We start from the raw sequence: 17033 nt of genomic DNA, 5'->3' as shown, positions 1-17033 counted from the left end.
GCTCTTCCGCGTCTGCGCCGCATTGCCAACAATGGCGCACGCCGCAGAGCACTCAACATCTTCGTAAACGAACACACAACACCATGGGTCTTCTTCAACAAGCCACCCCCGAATACCTCGAACAATGCCGCGCCGCACAGGGCGCCGAGCAAGCGCAATCCCTGGCCAGCACCAACAACTGGGCGCACGTTGACAAGGCCCAGGCGCATGCCGATTTCGATGCGTTCTACAAAGAACTGGCCCCGCTGATCGACGCGAACGAGCCTGCGTCCCGCACCATCCAGGCACTGATGGCCCAGCACTACGCCATCGCATCGCGCTTTTACGCGCCGTCGGGCGACGCGTATGTGGGCACCGCGCTGTTCTATGAAGACAACGCGGACATGAAGGCGTTTCACAACGCGTACCACCCGCGGATGGTGGAGTTTTTGGGGGATGCGGTGTACGCGTATGCGCAGCAGAGCCTGAAGTAGCACGAGAGACTGCGGGCCGAATCGAGCGTGCGACAGCCGGCGTAACGGGACACGACATGGGCTTGCTCCAAGGCGTTGACGGCGTGGCCGAGCCCAGCTGCAACCACGAAGGCCGTACCGTGGCGGCGCTGAGAGTGGGGGCGATTGCTGACCGCCTGAATCGGCAACGCCGATAGCGCACTGCCACCTCGGCCACCGTCGGGCATTCGGCGCTGTCTTGGCCGGTATGGTGTGGCCCGCTGGCCCAGTTCTCTGGGATGAGGTTTGCACAGACGTCCTGTAGGCTGGGGTCCGCCAGCCCACAGCCCGCCAGTCGTAGCTAGACCAGGCCGCTCTCAAAGTCTGCGCCCACCAAATTCTCGCGACTATGAATCCAAACACCGCGAAGCCGCCTCTTAGTCCCTGGGGCTATTCCCGTGACTCTGGGTTCAATCATGTCGAGCTATCAACAACCTCAAGATCTTCAGTACGCGCAAAAACTCGTACAGCTAGCATCCATTGAAGCCAAGGCGTTTCTCAACCTCAAAGCTGCTGCTGAGAGGCCAGATGGGAAAATTCCGCCGAAGTACCGTGAGCTCATTTCCGTAGCAGTGGCGATCACCACGCAATGCCCGTATTGCATTGAAGCTCACACCAAGAATGCAGTCAAAGCAGGTGTCACCGGTGAAGAGCTCGCCGAAGCCATCTTCATTGCTTCTGCTCTGCAGGCAGGTGCAGCTGTCGGGCACGGCCTGCTCGCACTTCGACTATTTGGCAATGCACAGAGCAACTGAAGCGGCCCAACCCTGCCATCGAGAAGACACCACCCGGGGTGGCGGGCTTCGCCTCGCATTTCAACGTTGACGGCATGTTCTGCAGCGTCGACATCAATAGAATTTTTTGGCGATGCCGATGAGCACATCCGGCTGTTCAATCTATACCGGTTGAAGCGCGCTTCCGGCCACCGTCAATGGCCGCGCCAGTGTCGAGACAATCCCTGCACGTTGGCCCATCGGCCGTTGCTTTGTGCCCGAACCACGCCACCGATACAGTGGCTAATGGCGCTCTAATTTTTATAGCTTCTAGCGCTTTGCCCCTAAGTGCTAGCGCCATTTTTTCCCCATGTTTCCCATTTCAGCCTCGGGGCGCAGGGTTAAGTAGGGCGTTGGCCCCCGCACTCCCCCACCACCCAATCCCTGAACGCCTTCACCAACGGTGTTTGCGCCCGTGCCTCCGGGTACACCAAGTAGTACGCATCGGTGCTCGTCAGCACCTGGTCTGACAGCTCCACCAAACTCCCGGCAGCCAGCTCCTGCTCAATCAAAAAGCGTGGCAGCAGCGCCGCCCCCAGGTGCGAGACTGCAGCCTGCGCAATCATGGCGAAGTGTTCGGATTGCGGGCCGCGCAGGGCCAGGGCCGTGGGCACGCCCACCAGCTCAAACCATTCGGCCCATTGGGTGGGGCGGGTGCTTTGCTGCAGCAGCACCACGCGCGTGAGGTCTTGCGGTGTGTGAATGTTGTTGCGGTCGCGGTAGGTGGGGCTGCACACGGGCACGGTTTCTTCGTGCATCAGGTATTCGCATACGGCACCTGCCCAGTGCGGGGTGCCGAAGTGGATGGCGGCGTCAAACGGCGTGCCCGCAAAGTCAAACGGCTCGGTGCGGGCCGAGAAGTTGACCATGGCCTCGGGGTGCAGTGCCATGAAGCCGCCCAGGCGCGGGATGAGCCAGCGGGTGCCCAGCGTGGGCAGCACGGCCAGGTTGAGCAGGCCGTCGGTGCTGGAGAACGCCATGGCTTTTTGTGTGCTGGCTGACAGCTGCTGCAGCACGTTTTGCACGTCGGCCGCGTAGACCCGGCCCGCGTCGGTCAGCACCACGCGCTGGCGCACGCGGTGGAAGAGGGCGGTGCCGATTTGCTCTTCCAACTGGCGGATCTGGCGCGACACGGCACTTTGGGTGAGGTGCAGCTCTTCAGCCGCGCGCGACACGCTCTGGTGACGGGCGGCGGCCTCAAAGGCCAGCAGGTCGGCGGTAGAGGGCAGGAAGGTTCGGCGCAGCAGGGTCATACTGGGTCATGCGTTGGGGGAATGATGGGTGACGCCAAAAATTGAGCCTTTTGAGCCCCTGTCGCCCATTGGGTATAGGGTGGCGGTCCTGATATTTTCAGGTACTTCATGCTGATTTGTGATTAAGTAGTTCCATTTTTTTGCTATCCAGCGCGGCGCGATTGGCGGATATTGGCGCATTCACTGCGTGTGATTTCCCACGTTGTTTCCCTTTCTCTGCCTCCATCCAAGCTAGCGAGCCGCCATGTCCGCCACCCCTGTCGCCACCTCCCTCGTGTCCGAAGTCGATCAACTGCTGCAACGCCTGGGCGTGCCCCGCACGGCGTACACCGGCGGCACGCTGGCGGCGCGCTCGCCCATCACGGGCGAGGTGCTGGCCCAGGTGCCACAGCAAAGCGCGACCGATGCCACGGCCGCCATCGGCCGCGCGCATGCGGCTTTCCAGGCGTGGCGCAATGTGCCCGCACCGCGCCGGGGCGAGCTGGTGCGCCTGCTGGGCGAAGAGCTGCGCGCCGCCAAGGCCGACCTGGGCCTGCTGGTGACCATCGAGGCGGGCAAGATCCCGTCCGAAGGCCTGGGTGAGGTGCAGGAGATGATCGACATCTGTGACTTCGCCGTGGGCCTGTCGCGTCAGCTGTATGGCCTGACGATTGCCACCGAGCGCCCCGGCCACCGCATGATGGAAACTTGGCATCCGCTGGGCGTGTGTGGCGTGATCTCGGCCTTCAACTTCCCGGTGGCCGTGTGGTCGTGGAACGCCGCGCTGGCACTGGTGTGCGGTGATTCGGTGGTGTGGAAACCGTCGGAGAAAACACCCCTCACGGCCCTGGCCACGCACGCGATTGCGCAGCGTGCCATCGCCCGTTTTGGTGCCGACGCACCCGAAGGCCTGCTGGAGCTGATCGTGGGCCAGCGCGACATTGGCGAGGTGCTGGTGGATGACGCCCGCGTGCCCGTGCTGTCGGCCACGGGCTCCACCGCCATGGGCCGCGCCGTGGGCCCGCGCCTTGCAGCGCGTTTTGCGCGCGGCATCTTGGAGCTGGGCGGTAACAACGCCGCCATCGTGGCGCCCTCGGCCGATTTGAACCTGGCCCTGCGCGGCATTGCGTTCGCCGCCATGGGCACGGCGGGCCAGCGCTGCACCACGCTGCGCCGTCTGTTTGTGCACGAGAGCATTTACGACCAGCTGGTGCCCCAGCTGACCAAGGTGTACGCCAACGTGCAGGTGGGCGACCCGCGCACGCCCGGCACGCTGGTGGGCCCGCTGATAGACCGCCCTGCGTTTGACGGCATGCAAAAAGCGCTGGAGCAAAGCCGCGCGCTGGGCGCCACGGTGCACGGTGGTGGCCGCGTGGAAGGCGTGGGCGGTGCGGATGCGTATTACGTGCGCCCCGCTCTGGTGGAGTTGAAAGCCCATGAAGGCCCCGCGCTGCACGAAACCTTTGCGCCCATCCTGTACGTGGTGCGCTACAGCACCATCGACGAAGCCATTGCCATGAACAACGCCGTGGGAGCGGGCCTGTCATCGTCCATCTTCACGCTCAATGTGCGCGAGGCCGAGCAGTTCATGTCGGCCGCGGGTTCGGACTGCGGCATTGCCAACGTGAACATTGGCCCGAGCGGCGCCGAGATTGGCGGCGCGTTTGGTGGCGAGAAGGAAACCGGCGGTGGCCGCGAAGCGGGCTCAGACAGCTGGAAGGCCTACATGCGCCGCGCGACCAACACCATCAACTACTCCACCGCACTGCCGCTGGCGCAGGGCGTGACGTTTGACGTGTAACCCACGCGCTGGTTGCACCGTTCATGTCTATCGCTAAGGAATCACACCCCATCGTCATCATCGGCGGTGGTGTCATTGGTAGTGCGATTGCGTACTTCCTCACGCTGCAGCAACCGGGCTGCGAGGTGGTGGTGGTCGAGCGCGACCCGACCTATGCGCGCGCTTCGTCGGCGCTGTCGGCCAGCTCCATCCGCCAGCAGTTTTCGACCGACATCAACATCCAGATATCGGCCTACGGCATTGGCTTTCTGCGCAACGTGGGCACGCTCCTGGCCTGCAACGGCGATGTGCCCAACATCGGTCTGCACGAAGGCGGCTACCTGTACCTGGCCACGCAGGCAGGCGAGGCCACGCTGCGCGAGAACCATGCGTTGCAAAAGCAGCACGGCGCCGATGTGGCGCTGCTCAGCCCGCAGCAACTGGCAGAGAGCTTTCCTTGGCTGGCGCTGCAGGACGTGGCGCTGGGCTCGCTGGGCCTGTCGGGCGAAGGCTGGTTTGATGGCTACCTGCTGCTGACAGCGCTGCGCAAGAAGGCACAGAACCAGGGCGTGCGCTATGTGGCCGATGAGGCTGTGGGGCTGGACACTGCGGCCAGCGACGGCGTGTTGCATGTGAACGCAGTACGCCTGCAAAGCGGCGCCGTGCTGCCGTGCCGCTACGCCGTGAACGCCGGTGGCCCCTGGGCGGCAGCCATTGCGGGCTGGGCGGGCATTGATTTGCCCGTGGTGGGCAAGCGCCGCACGGTCTTCAACTTGGCCAGCCCCGCAGCGCTGCCGGGCTGCCCACTGCTCATCGACACCAGTGGCATTTGGCTGCGGCCCGAGGGCAAAGGCTTCATCTGCGGCTTTGCGCCGGATGCGGACAACGACGCCGACTTTGCCCCGCTGGAGCCCGAGTACGACGCGTTTGACAACCACATCTGGCCCACATTGGCTGAGCGCATCCCTGGCTTTGAAGCACTGCGCATGCAGGGCGCCTGGGCGGGCTACTACGAGATGAACACCTTTGACCACAACGCCATCGTGGGCCTGCACCCGGCTTGCGACAACCTGGTGTTTGCCAACGGCTTTTCGGGCCACGGCCTGCAGCAGTGCCCTGCCGTGGGCCGGGGCGTGGCCGAGTTGTTGCTCACGGGCCGCTACCAAAGCCTGGACCTGTCGCCGCTGTCCATTGAACGCATCGCGCGCAACGCGCCGCTGCTCGAAAAGAACGTGATTTGAGCGCCATCGGTACCGCCAGTTTTCCCTCACCCTTTTCTCAACCTGCCAACTACAACACACCAGGAGACAACGACATGGCAATTTTCCGCAAGACCTTCACTGCGCTCGCAGCAGGCCTGGCCCTGGCCTGCATGGCCACGGCCCCCGCGCTGGCGCAGACGGTCACCCAGCCCACGCTGGAGAAGATCAAGGCATCGGGCAAGGCCGTGCTGGGCGTGCGCGAGACTTCGCCACCCATGGCCTACGCGCTGGGCGCCAACGAAAAATACGTGGGCTATCACGTGGAGCTGTGCGAGCGCGTGCTGAAAGAAGTCGCGCCCGACGCCAAGCTTGAATACATGGCCGTGACGGCGCAAAACACGCTGCCGCTGGTGCAAAACGGCACGCTCGACATCGGCTGCGGCCCCACCACCAACAACACGGCGCGCCAGCAGCAGGTGGCCTTTGCGGTGACCACCTATGTGAGCGAAGTGCGCATGGCGGTGCGCAAGGATTCGGACCTGAAGTCCATCAGCCAGCTCGCAGGCCGCACCATTGCGGCATCCACCGGCACCACCGCCGTGCAGTTGCTGCGCAAGCAAGAGCGCGCGCTGGGTGGCGCGCCCATCAAGACCGTGCTGGGCAAGGACCACCATGAGAGCTTCTTGCTGCTTGAAACCAGCCGCGCCGACGCTTTTGTGCTCGATGACAACCTGCTGGCCGGGATGATTGCCAACTCCAAGGACCCCTCGGCCTACCGCATCGTGGGCGAGCCGCTGGGTGCCGAGCCCATTGCGCTGCTGTTTCGCAAGGACGACCCCGCCTTCAAGGCCGCGGTGGACGGTGTTCTCACCAAGCTCATGCAAAGCGGCGAGATGGAAAAGATCTACACCAAGTGGTTTGTAAACCCCATCCCGCCCAAGAACATGAGCCTGAACCTGCCGCTGGGTACCACGCTGCGCCAGCTGTTCGCCACCCCCAACGACAAGCCCCTGGAGACTTACCAGCAATGAATGCTGCCATCCCCGCCACGGCCTTCCGCGCGGCCGACCGCCTCGGCGCCATCGGCGTCTCGGAAATCGTGCGCCTGACGCAAGAGGCCAACCAGCTCAAGCGCCAGGGCCAGCCCGTGATCGTGCTGGGCCTGGGCGAGCCCGACTTCGACACGCCCGCGCACATCCTGGAGGCCGCGCAGCAGGCCATGGCGCGGGGAGAGACCCACTACACGGTGCTGGACGGAACGGCCGAACTCAAGGCCGCCATTCAGCACAAGTTCAAGCATGACAACGGCCTGGACTTTCAGCTCAACGAGATCACCGCAGGCGCGGGTGCCAAGCAGATCCTCTACAACGCGCTGATGGCCTCGGTGAACCCTGGCGACGAGGTGATCCTGCCCGCGCCGTACTGGACCTCGTATGCCGACATGGTGCTGATTGCGGGCGGCGTGCCGGTGGTGGTGCCCTGCACCGAGGCCAACGGCTTTCGCATCACGCCCGAGCAATTGGAGGCCGCCATCACGCCGCGCACGCGGTGGGTGTTCATCAACTCGCCCTCCAACCCCAGCGGCGCGGCCTACAGCGCCGAGCAGCTGTGGCCGGTGCTGGAGGTGGTGGAGCGCCATCCGGAGGTGTGGCTGCTGGCGGACGACATCTACGAACACATCCTGTACGACGGCCGCGCTTTTGCCACGCCCGCCGCTGTGCTGCCCTCGCTGCGCGATCGCACGCTGACGGTGAACGGTGTCTCCAAGGCCTATGCCATGACGGGCTGGCGCCTGGGCTACGGCGCAGGGCCCAAGGCGCTGATTGCCGCCATGGCGGTGGTGCAGAGCCAGGCCACGTCCTGCCCCTCGTCCATCAGCCAGGCGGCGGCCGTGGCGGCGCTGACGGGGCCGCAAGACGTGGTGCGCGAGCGCTGCCAAGCGTTCCAAGACCGGCGTGACCTGGTGGTGGCGTCGCTCAATGCATCGCCCGGCCTGCGCTGCCGCGTGCCGGAGGGCGCGTTCTACACCTTTGCGAGCTGCGAAGGCTTGCTGGGCCGCACCACACCAGGCGGTTTGCTGCTGCGCACCGATGCTGATTTTTGCGCCTACCTGCTGCGCGAGCACCATGTGGCCGTGGTGCCCGGCGGCGTGCTGGGGCTGGCGCCGTACTTCCGTATCTCTTACGCTGCGTCCACGGCCGACCTGCAAGAAGCCTGCGCGCGCATTCAGCGTGCCTGCCAGGCCCTGTTCTGATTTCCTGACCCGATACCGCTGATATGACAACGACCTCCCTCACCCCCCGCACCGGCGGCCAGATCCTGGTGCAGCAGCTCATCACCCATGGTGTGAAGCAGCTCTTCTGCGTGCCCGGCGAAAGCTACCTGGCCGTGCTCGATGCGCTGCACGATGCCGACATCGGCGTGACCGTGTGCCGCCAGGAGGGCGGTGCGGCCATGATGGCCGAGGCGCAGGGCAAGCTCACCGGCCAGCCCGGCATCTGCTTTGTGACGCGCGGGCCCGGCGCCACCAATGCGTCGGCCGGTGTGCACATCGCGCACCAGGACTCGACCCCCCTGATCCTGTTCGTGGGCCAGGTGGCACGCGGTGCCATGGGGCGCGAGGCGTTTCAGGAGCTGGATTACAGCGCGGTGTTTGGCACCATGGCGAAGTGGGTGGTGCAGATTGACGACCCGGCCCGTGTGCCCGAGCTGATCTCGCGCGCCTTCCACGTCGCCACCTCGGGCCGCCCCGGCCCGGTGGTGGTGGCGCTGCCCGAAGACATGCTGACCGAAGCCGCCAGCGTGGCCGATGCATTGCCCTACCAAGTGACCGAGACGCACCCAGGGGCTGCGCAGATGGCCGAGCTGGCCCAGCGCCTGAAGGCCGCGCACCAGCCCGTGGCCATTCTGGGCGGCAGCCGCTGGTCCGAGCAGGCGGTGCGCGAGTTTGTGGCGTTTGCCGAGGCTTGGTCGCTGCCGGTGTATTGCTCGTTCCGGCGACAAATGCTCTTCCCGGCCAACCACGCTTGCTATGGCGGCGACCTGGGCCTGGGGGTGAACCCGCGCCTGTTGGCACGCATCCGCGAGTCCGATCTGGTGCTGGTGGTGGGCGGGCGCCTGTCAGAGATCCCGTCGCAGGGCTACGAGCTGTTTGCCATCCCCAACCCCACGCAGCCGCTGGTGCATGTGCATGCCGATGCCGATGAGCTGGGCAAGCTGTACCGGCCCGCGCAGGCCATCCACGCAACGCCGCAGGCATTCACGGCGGCGCTGGCGGGTGTGCGGCCAGCGGGGGCGGTGGCCTGGCATGCCCATGCGGAGATGGCACGGTCCGAGTACATCCTGTGGAGCGACACCAACCCCATCCAGATTCCCGGCGAGCTGCAGATGGGCCAGGTCATGCAGCATCTCAAGTCCACGCTGCCTGCCAACACCATCTTCTGCAACGGCGCAGGCAACTTTGCCACCTGGGTGCACCGCTTCTGGCCGTTCACCACCTATGCCAGCCAGCTGGCGCCCACCAGTGGCTCCATGGGTTACGGCCTGCCTGCGGGTGTGGGTGCCAAGCGCCTGTGGCCGCAGCGCGAGGTGGTGGTGTTTGCGGGCGACGGCGACTTCTTGATGCACGGACAGGAGTTTGCGACCGCTGTGCAGTACGGCCTGCCCATCATCGTGGTGCTGCTCGATAACGCCATGTACGGCACCATCCGCATGCACCAGGAGCGAGAGTACCCCGGCCGCATCAGCGCCACCCAGCTCAGGAATCCGGACTTCAAAGCCTACGCCCAGGCCTTTGGCGGGCATGGAGAGCGGGTAGAGCACACCGAAGACTTCGCACCGGCTCTTGCCCGTGCACGCGCCAGCGGCCTGCCCAGCGTGTTGCACTGCCTGATCGACCCCGAGGCGATCACGCCCACGGGCACGCTGCAGGGCATTCGCAGCGCGGCGATGGCCAGGCGATAGTCCCGTCATGCCCGGTGGCAGCAGTCTGTCACTCTGCCGCGCACAATAGCGGGCGTGACCGTTTCAGCGCCCGATTTCCCCGATACCGACCCCGCAACTGCAGCCCCGCCTCAGCGCCAGGGGCAGCGGCTGCGCCGCATCGCCCACCTCGACATGGACGCGTTTTTCGCATCTGTCGAACTGCTGCGCTACCCGCAGCTCAAGGGCCTGCCCGTGGTGATTGGGGGCGGGCGGCGCAAGGTGGATGAACTGTTGCTGCAAGGACCGGATGGCACGGGCTTGCGGGAGCGGCATTTCATCCCGGTGGAGGACTTTCCGCTGCTCAAGGACTATGTGGGCCGGGGCGTGATCACCACCGCCACCTACCCCGCGCGGCAGTTTGGTGTGGGCTCGGCCATGGGGATGATGAAGGCCGCCAAGCTGTGCCCGCAGGCCATTGTGTTGCCGGTGGATTTTGACGAGGTGCGGCGGTTTTCACGCCTGTTCAAAAGCACCATCATGGAGATAGCCCCCGTGATGCAAGACCGGGGCGTGGACGAGGTGTACATCGACTTCACCGACGTGCCCGGCGGCCAGCGCGAAGGGGGCAGGGTGCTGGCGCGGCTCATCCAGAAGAGCATCTTTGACGTGACCGGGCTGACTTGCTCGATTGGCGTGGCGCCCAACCGGCTGCTGGCCAAGATGGCCAGCGAGTTCAACAAGCCCAACGGCATCTCCATCGTTTACGAGGAAGACCTGCAGACCAGGATCTGGCCGCTCAATGTGCGCAAAATCAATGGCATTGGCCCCAAGGCCGGTGAGAAGCTGGCACGGCTGGGCATCGAAACCATCGGGCAGCTGGCGGCGCAGGATGAGCAATGGCTGATGGGCCACTTTGGCAAGTCCACCGGGGCGTGGATGCACCGGGTGGCCTGGGGGCGGGACGACAGCCCGGTGGTGACCGAGAGCGAGCCCGTGAGCATGAGCCGCGAGACCACGTTCGACCGCGATCTGCACGCAGTGCGAGACCGCGCTGAACTGGGCGCGATCTTCACCGACCTGTGTATGCGCCTGGCAGAAGACCTGCAGCGCAAGGGCTATGTGGCGCGCACCATCGGCATCAAGCTGCGCTACGACGACTTCAAGATCGCCACGCGCGACCACACGGCGAACCTCTACACGGCCGACGGCGCCACCATCCGCCAGCTGGCCGGGCAGTGTCTCAAACGCGTGCCGCTGGACAAGCGCCTGCGGCTGCTGGGCGTGCGGGCCAGCACGCTGGCGCGGCGGGGCGAAGAGCCCGTGCTGGAGCCACGGGCTGGGGCAACGGCAGAAGCGCGCCGACGCGAGCCAGGCTCCGCAGATCGCGCAGATGGCGCAGAGGGTGTGGGTGGCACGGCGCAGCTTTTTTAGCGCGGGTTGACGTCGTTTCCTGCCAGTTCACGGCCCGGTGGGGTCGTGGCAATCGGCGTAAACACCCAGAGTGGGACCTGCCTGCACCGCCTGTTGCGTTCCTATACTCGCCCGCATATGGCCACTGCCACCGATGTTCCTTCCGCCAACCTGCAAGCGTTGATCCGCGCCGCAGCCGGGGGAGACCATGCCGCCTTCGCGCAGATCTACCAGCGCACCCACGTGCATCTGTTCGGCGTTGCCGTACGTATGTTGGGACAAGGACAGGCGGCCGAGGATGTGCTGCAAGAGGCGTATGTGAGCATCTGGAAGAACGCTGGGAGCTACCGCAGCGAAGTGGGCGGGCAGCCTATCCAGCCCATGACGTGGCTGATTGCCATCGTGCGCAACAAGGCGCTGGACGCCTTGCGTGCCCGCGCCCGGCGGCCTGAAAGCGCCTGGAACGACACCACAGAGCTTGCAGGCAGTGATGGGGATGGCCGCGACGCGCCGCCGGGTGCTGCGTCTGCATTGGCCCCCGCACCCAGCGCGATGCATTTGTTGGAGCAGGCCACCCAGGCGCTGCGCATCGAAGGCTGCATGAATGCGCTGGACGGAAGCTACCGGCAAAGCCTGGCACTGGCTTACTACCAGGGCCTGTCGCATTCCGAGGTGGCGGCGCAGATGGGCGCGCCCCTGGGTTCGGTCAAGGCGTGGATCCGGCGGGGCCTGGAGCGCCTGAAAAGCTGCCTGTCCGCGCAAGGGGTGGGCGCATGAGGTACACCCACCCCGCGCTGCTGGACCACCTGGCGTCTGCCTATGTGCTGGGCACGCTGGGCGGTGGCGCGCGCCGCCGCTTCGAGCGGCTGCTGCGCGATCGCGGCGACGTGCAGTTGCTGGTGGCGCAGTGGGAAGGGCGGCTGGGGATGCTGGCCCGTTCGGTGCCGGTGCAACAGCCACCGCAGCGCGTGTGGGCCGCCATAGAGGCGCGCACCCGGCCGCGCGATGTGAAAGACGCAGCCCCGCAGGGCGGTTGGGCCGGTGTGCTGTGGCGGCGCCATGGTGTGTTGCAGGGCTTGGCGGGTGTGGTGTTGGGTGTGGTGGCCACCGTGGCCCTGGTGGCTGCGGTGCCAACCTTGTTTGTGTCGAGCGACCAGGTGGCCTTGCGCGCAGGGGACAAACTGCCGCAGGCCTATGTGGGCCTGCTGACGGACGAGGCGGGCAACGGCAAGGTGCTGGTGAGTTCGCTGCGCCATGGACGCACGCTGACGGTGAAGGTCATCGGGCCTATCACGCTTCCAGCGATGCCAGCGAAGCCAGCGACGATGGCGGGTGCAGCCCCCCAGCTCGTGCTGTGGGCGGTGCCAGCTGACGGTGCCCCGTTTGTGCTGGGCACGGTGCCGGTGGCAGGTTCTGCGGTGTCGGTGTTGCCCGATACGTCGGAGAAGCTGCTGCTCAAGGTCAGCAAACTCATGGTGACGCTGGAGACATCGGCAACGCCGCAGGTGCCCAGCAGCACCGTGTTTTTCACCGGCAACTGCGCCAAGCTGTGGTGAGCGGCGCGAGGCTCCCGTCGGCTTTGCAAAAATAACTGTCCAGCGCTGCATCCGTTTTGCATTCCGTGTCGTTTATCTGAGGTGCCGGTCTCCGGCATGGGGCCAGCGCGGCCTCCGACCATTCCAACTTCACGTTTTCAGGAGCTTCCCATGCCTTCATTCCCTGTTCGCCCCTTGATGTCTGCGCCCCTGCTGAGCCTGGCGCTGGTGCTGGTGCCCGTGTTGGCACTGCCCATGGCCCACGCGGCCGATATGCCCACCACGCCAGTGGAGAACGCACGCATCGATGATTTTGCCGTGGGCAAAAAAGCCATCGAAGCCAAGAACTGGGCGCTGGCGGCCAGCAGCTTCAGCAAGGTGGTGGCCCAGAATCCGCAGAACGCCGATGCCTACAACCTGCTGGGCTACTCCAACCGTTGGCTCGGCAAATACGACGAGGCGTTTGCGGCCTACAACAAGGCACTGGCGCTGGACCCCCGCCACAAGGGAGCGCTGGAATACTCGGGCATGGGCTACCTCAAGGTTGGCCAGAAGGCGCAGGCCGAAGCCCAGCTCGCCAAGCTGCAGGCCATCTGCGCGCAGTGCGAGGAGACCACCGATCTGGCCAAGGCCATTGCGGCCTACAAGCCGGCGCAGTAAGAGCGGCTAAAAAACCCTTCTGGCGTCGTTGCTGCGTCTTGTCGTACTACCCGTACTGCCTGCGACGTGGCGCCTCGCCAGAACCGCTGCGCTGGGTTTTGTTATCCGCTCTATATCGTTTTCAGGCGCCTGGTTTTTTGGTGTGTAAGGCCCTGTTGGCCCGTTAGACTTGATTGGTATCAAGCGGTAACGAAAAGCGTGCCGCGCTGCCTGCCCATGCTGCAGGCCCATCAGGAGCCAACATGCGCATCAACCTGCCCGTGACCCAGCAGAACTTCGACTATTCCGGCGATGAACTGCTGGTGTCCAGCACCAACACCAAGGGCGAGATTACCCACTGCAACCCAGCGTTCGTTCGCGTGAGCGGCTACAGCTACGACGAACTCATTGGCCAGCCGCACAACCTCATCCGCCACCCCGACATGCCCGCCGAGGCCTACAAGGACATGTGGCGCACCATTGGCCGGGGGGAGCCCTGGACGGGCCTGGTCAAGAACCGCCGCAAGAACGGCGACCACTATTGGGTGCGCGCCAATGTCACCCCCATCATGGAGGGCGGCAAGCCACGTGCCTACATGTCGGTGCGCACCAAGCCCAGCGCGGCAGAAATTTCTGCTGCCGAAGCCCTGTATGCCCAGATGCGCAGCGAGGCGGCATCGGGCGCGAGCAGCTTCTACCTGGACTCGGGCAATGTGCGCTACCGGGGAGTGCGTGGCTGGCAGCAGCACCTGGCGCAGATGGCGTTGCTGCCGCGCATGGCGATCCTGCTGCTGGTAACGGTGCTGCTGGCCTTGTTGCCCGATGTGATGGGTCTGCAAGGCACCACCGCCTGGGTAGCCCGCCTGGTGTTGCTGTTGCTGGGGGCGGGGTGGACGCTGTGGCGCTTTCAGGCCACCGTGTTGCAGGGCGTGCACGATGCCACCCGCTTCGCGTCCGACATCTCGGCCTGCAACCTGGCCACGTCGGTGGGCACTGACTATCCCCAACCCCTGGGCGCGCTGATGCAGCGCCTGCTGCAGACCCAGGTCAACCTGCGCGCAGTGGTGGGCGATGTGCGCACCGAGGTGCGCAACTTCATTGAATCGGCCGACGAGATCTCGCGCGGCGGCCTCGACCTGTCGGCCCGCACCGAATCGCAGGCCAGCAGTCTGGAAGAGACTGCTGCGGCCATGGAGCAACTGGCTAGCACGGTGCTGGAGACCTCCGAGACTGCCGCCAAGGTCTCGCGCGAGAGCGCACAGAGCAGCGACATCGCCAAGCGCGGCGGCCAAGCGGTGCAAGAGGTGGGCGCCGCCATGCAGCAGATGAAGTTGTCGTCCACCAAGATCAGCGAAATCGTGGGCGTGATCGAGGGCATCGCCTTCCAGACCAATCTGCTGGCCCTGAACGCCGCCGTCGAGGCGGCCCGTGCCGGTGAGCAGGGGCGGGGTTTTGCGGTGGTGGCGGGTGAGGTGCGGGCGCTGGCCCAGCGCAGCGCCAGCTCCGCCAAGGAGATCAGCGGTCTGATCGGCGTGACGGTGAACCAGATCGCCAGCGGTGCCCAGCAGATGGGCCATGCAGGCACCACCATTGAGGGCGTGGTCGATGCAGTGGAGCGCGTGAGCACGCTGGTGCAGCAGATCAGCAGTGCAACCAAAGAGCAGTCGCAAGGCATCGCCCAGGTCAACGAGGCGGTGACGCAGCTGGACACCGTGACGCAGCAGAACGCGGCGCTGGTCGAGGAGTCTGCGGCGGCGGCGCAGGGGCTCAAGGAGAGTGCGGTGTCGCTGGGCCGCTCGGTGGATGTGTTCCGGCTGGGGTAACGGGTAACGGGTGCTGTGGCGAGCGACCGCCAGCCACGCAGACCTTGACGAATGCTTACTCGTAACTTACAGTGATTTTCCCGTTTTCCGGGAGATCACCATGACCCTCAACGAGCTGCAACGCATCAAGCAGTGGCATGTCGCGCACAAGGCAGACCACCCGCTCGAATACCACCTGTGGGACCTGGTGTTGACGGTCTGGATGCTGGGCTGGGTGGGCTGGTTTCCCATCATCGCTTTTGGCGAGCCGTGGACTGCGCCGCTGTGCCTGATGGGTATCTTCGGGCCCAGCCTCTATGTCACCTGGCGAACGCGTGCACACCTGCGCCACACCCTGCGGTGCGACTGGATCGATGCGCGGAGCTGATGGTCGCGACTGACGGCGGCTGGGCCTACTGCCGTGCCGTGCGCACGTTGCGCGGCAGGCCCTGCGGGTGGCTGGTGCGCAGCGGGTTGATGTCCAGCCCGCCCCGGCGCGTGTAGCGCGCGTACACAGTCAGTTTGATGGGTTTGCAGCGCGTCCACACATCCATGAAGATGCGCTCCACGCACTGCTCGTGGAACTCGTTGTGGTTGCGAAAGCTCACCAGGTACTGCAGCAGCCCTTCCTGGTTGATCTGCGGGCCGCTGTAGCTGATCTGCACACTGCCCCAGTCGGGCTGGCCGGTCACCAGGCAGTTGCTTTTGAGCAGGTTGCTGGTCAGGGTTTCGGTCACGGGTGCTTCGTTGAACGTGGCTGTCAGCAATTCGGGGGCTGGCTGGTACTGCGTGCATTCCACATCCAGGCGGTCCAGGCTCAGGCCGTCCAGCTCGTGCACGGGTTCCTGGTCGAACAGCTCGGGGGCGATGAGCTTCACGCCCACGGTGGCCGGGTGGTCGGCGCCGCGCCACACGGCTTCGCTGATGTCGGTGCGGATGCGGGCCTGCACTTCGGCCGCATCGGCAAAACGGGTGTTGTTGAAGCTGTTGAGGTACAGCTTGAACGACTTGCTCTCCACGATGTTGGGCGTCTCGCACGGCACGGTGATGTGCGCCAGCGCCACCTGCGGCTTGCCGCGCAGGTTCAGCCACGACAGCTCGAACGCTGTCCACAGGTCGGCCCCGAAGAACGGCGCGGCGCCGGTGATCCCGATTTCGGCGCGCTTGCTAGAGCGGGGGATGGGGAACAGCAGCGATGCGTCGTACTGGTCCACGTAGGCGGAGGACTTGCCGAGTTGGGATTGTTCCGGGGTGTTCATAGGTGCTATTAAATTTATAGCTAATAGCGCCTTATGGATAAGCGCTAGAGCCTGTTTTTACTTGAATTCCCGTTCGCGCAGCCACTTGGTGGCGATCCACTTCTCGCCCGCGATCACCGGCGCACCGCCGTGCAGCGTGCGGGTGGACGGGTGCGGGCGCTCATAGCTGAAGAACACCGCATTGCCGCGCTGCGGCGCGACCTCCAGGTGCACGTCGGGGAAGGTGGTGCCGCCGCCTTTTTGGGGGGTGTTCAGGTACATCACCAGTGTGCCCACACGTTGCCCGCCGCGCTGGACGATGGTGGGTGTGCCGGGCTCGGCGGGGTCGAAGTAGTCGTAGTGCGGCTTGTACTCGGCGCCTGGGCGGTAGTGCAGCACCTGCAGGCCCTCGCCGTTCTCGATGGGCCAGTTCAGCAGGCGCGCAATACGTTCTTCGATGCGCTGGATCAGCGGGCTCTGGCCGCGCTGGAAGAACATGCCGTCGCTGGTGCGGTCGTCATTGATTTCCTCGCCGCCCGTCTTGGTGGCCACGGTGAGCGAGCGCGCCATGCGCGGCGCAGCGTCCGCGATGAGGGCGTCGCATTCTTCGGGCGAGAGCAGGTTGCCAAACACCACGATGCGCGGCTGGGCCATGGCCAGCAGCACATTCACGGTGCGGTCGCCACAGTCCACCTGGGCGGGCGATGCATCCAGCTGGGGCTCGGGCACAGGCACGGCGGCGGGCTGGCCTTGTTGTACGGCCAGTTCGTTCAGGTGGTCCTGCAGCGTGACCTCCAAGGCGTCGGCGGCCACGTCTTCATCCCAGCCCGCATCGCGCATGGACTGCAGCACCACGGGCGCGGCGTAGCCGGCCTGGGCCTGTTCGATGATCCAGCGGCGCAGCTCGGGCGTGATGGCCTGCCGCGCGGTGCTGGCGCGCTGGTGGGTGGTTGGGGTGCTGCTGTCGGGGTGCTGCTCAGAACGCGATGCCATGGCGGTCCTTCAAC

16 protein-coding genes are annotated in these 17033 nt (G+C 65.3%); 13 read left to right on the top strand and 3 right to left on the bottom strand.

Going from position 1 to position 17033, the window contains the following annotated elements:
- Positions 1–83: 83 nt before the first annotated feature.
- Together ACT89O_RS18175 and ACT89O_RS18170 are read left to right on the top strand one after the other, a co-directional pair.
- Positions 84–473: a TipAS antibiotic-recognition domain-containing protein gene (locus ACT89O_RS18175; protein WP_288850907.1), complete on the top strand. Its 390-nt coding sequence runs from the start codon at positions 84–86 to the stop codon at positions 471–473.
- Positions 474–907: 434 nt separating this feature from the next.
- Entirely contained in the window at positions 908–1246 is a 339-nt protein-coding gene (locus tag ACT89O_RS18170; protein WP_487256253.1) for a carboxymuconolactone decarboxylase family protein, read from the top strand.
- Positions 1247–1605: 359 nt separating this feature from the next.
- On the opposite strand, the gene ACT89O_RS18165 is transcribed toward ACT89O_RS18170, so the two are convergent.
- Positions 1606–2517 carry a LysR family transcriptional regulator gene (locus ACT89O_RS18165; protein ID WP_487260780.1) on the bottom strand — a complete coding sequence of 304 codons (912 nt, stop codon included), beginning with the start codon at positions 2515–2517 and terminating at the stop codon, positions 1606–1608.
- Positions 2518–2761: 244 nt separating this feature from the next.
- Here ACT89O_RS18165 and amaB point away from each other — a divergent pair, with 244 nt between their 5' ends.
- The 11 genes from amaB to ACT89O_RS18110 all read left to right on the top strand — a co-directional run bounded on the left by amaB (position 2762) and on the right by ACT89O_RS18110 (position 15176).
- Entirely contained in the window at positions 2762–4297 is a 1536-nt protein-coding gene (gene amaB / locus ACT89O_RS18160; RefSeq protein WP_487260779.1) for an L-piperidine-6-carboxylate dehydrogenase, read from the top strand.
- A 23-nt stretch (positions 4298–4320) separates the two neighbouring features.
- Positions 4321–5517 (top strand): NAD(P)/FAD-dependent oxidoreductase, encoded by a 1197-nt coding sequence (locus tag ACT89O_RS18155; protein ID WP_487260778.1) that lies wholly within the window; start codon positions 4321–4323, stop codon positions 5515–5517.
- 74 nt (positions 5518–5591) lie between these two features.
- Positions 5592–6509, top strand: a complete 918-nt coding sequence (locus tag ACT89O_RS18150; RefSeq protein ID WP_487260777.1) for an amino acid ABC transporter substrate-binding protein — start codon at positions 5592–5594, stop codon at positions 6507–6509.
- A complete protein-coding gene (locus ACT89O_RS18145; protein ID WP_487260776.1) occupies positions 6506–7732 on the top strand; it encodes a pyridoxal phosphate-dependent aminotransferase in 1227 nt (408 codons plus the stop codon). Before ACT89O_RS18150 ends, ACT89O_RS18145 begins: the two co-directional genes overlap by 4 nt.
- Positions 7733–7755: 23 nt before the next feature.
- Positions 7756–9441, top strand: coding sequence for a thiamine pyrophosphate-binding protein (locus tag ACT89O_RS18140; protein ID WP_487260775.1), 1686 nt, complete (start codon positions 7756–7758; stop codon positions 9439–9441).
- Between the two features lie 153 nt (positions 9442–9594).
- Positions 9595–10833 (top strand): Y-family DNA polymerase, encoded by a 1239-nt coding sequence (locus tag ACT89O_RS18135; protein WP_487262883.1) that lies wholly within the window; start codon positions 9595–9597, stop codon positions 10831–10833.
- A gap of 117 nt (positions 10834–10950) precedes the next feature.
- Positions 10951–11589, top strand: a complete 639-nt coding sequence (locus ACT89O_RS18130) for an RNA polymerase sigma factor (protein ID WP_487260774.1) — start codon at positions 10951–10953, stop codon at positions 11587–11589.
- Entirely contained in the window at positions 11586–12368 is a 783-nt protein-coding gene (locus tag ACT89O_RS18125) for an anti-sigma factor (RefSeq protein ID WP_487260773.1), read from the top strand. The genes ACT89O_RS18130 and ACT89O_RS18125 overlap by 4 nt, the downstream gene beginning before the upstream one ends.
- A 150-nt stretch (positions 12369–12518) precedes the next feature.
- Positions 12519–13007: a tetratricopeptide repeat protein gene (locus tag ACT89O_RS18120; RefSeq protein ID WP_121420787.1), complete on the top strand. Its 489-nt coding sequence runs from the start codon at positions 12519–12521 to the stop codon at positions 13005–13007.
- Positions 13008–13249: 242 nt separating this feature from the next.
- Complete coding sequence (locus ACT89O_RS18115) at positions 13250–14809, top strand: methyl-accepting chemotaxis protein (protein WP_487260772.1); 1560 nt, start codon at positions 13250–13252, stop codon at positions 14807–14809.
- A gap of 100 nt (positions 14810–14909) precedes the next feature.
- Positions 14910–15176, top strand: coding sequence for a hypothetical protein (locus ACT89O_RS18110; RefSeq protein WP_121505738.1), 267 nt, complete (start codon positions 14910–14912; stop codon positions 15174–15176).
- Between the two features lie 25 nt (positions 15177–15201).
- Here the strand turns inward: ACT89O_RS18110 and queF are convergent, their stop codons facing one another.
- A complete protein-coding gene (gene queF / locus ACT89O_RS18105) occupies positions 15202–16047 on the bottom strand; it encodes an NADPH-dependent 7-cyano-7-deazaguanine reductase QueF (RefSeq protein ID WP_487260771.1) in 846 nt (281 codons plus the stop codon).
- Positions 16048–16104: 57 nt separating this feature from the next.
- Entirely contained in the window at positions 16105–17019 is a 915-nt protein-coding gene (locus tag ACT89O_RS18100; RefSeq protein WP_487260770.1) for a 2OG-Fe(II) oxygenase, read from the bottom strand.
- Positions 17020–17033: the final 14 nt, after the last annotated feature.

The sequence above is a fragment of the Acidovorax sp. NN32 genome, from assembly GCF_057597245.1.
Note: the sequence above shows the minus strand (reverse complement) of the source record. Positions and strands in the feature narration are given on the sequence as shown.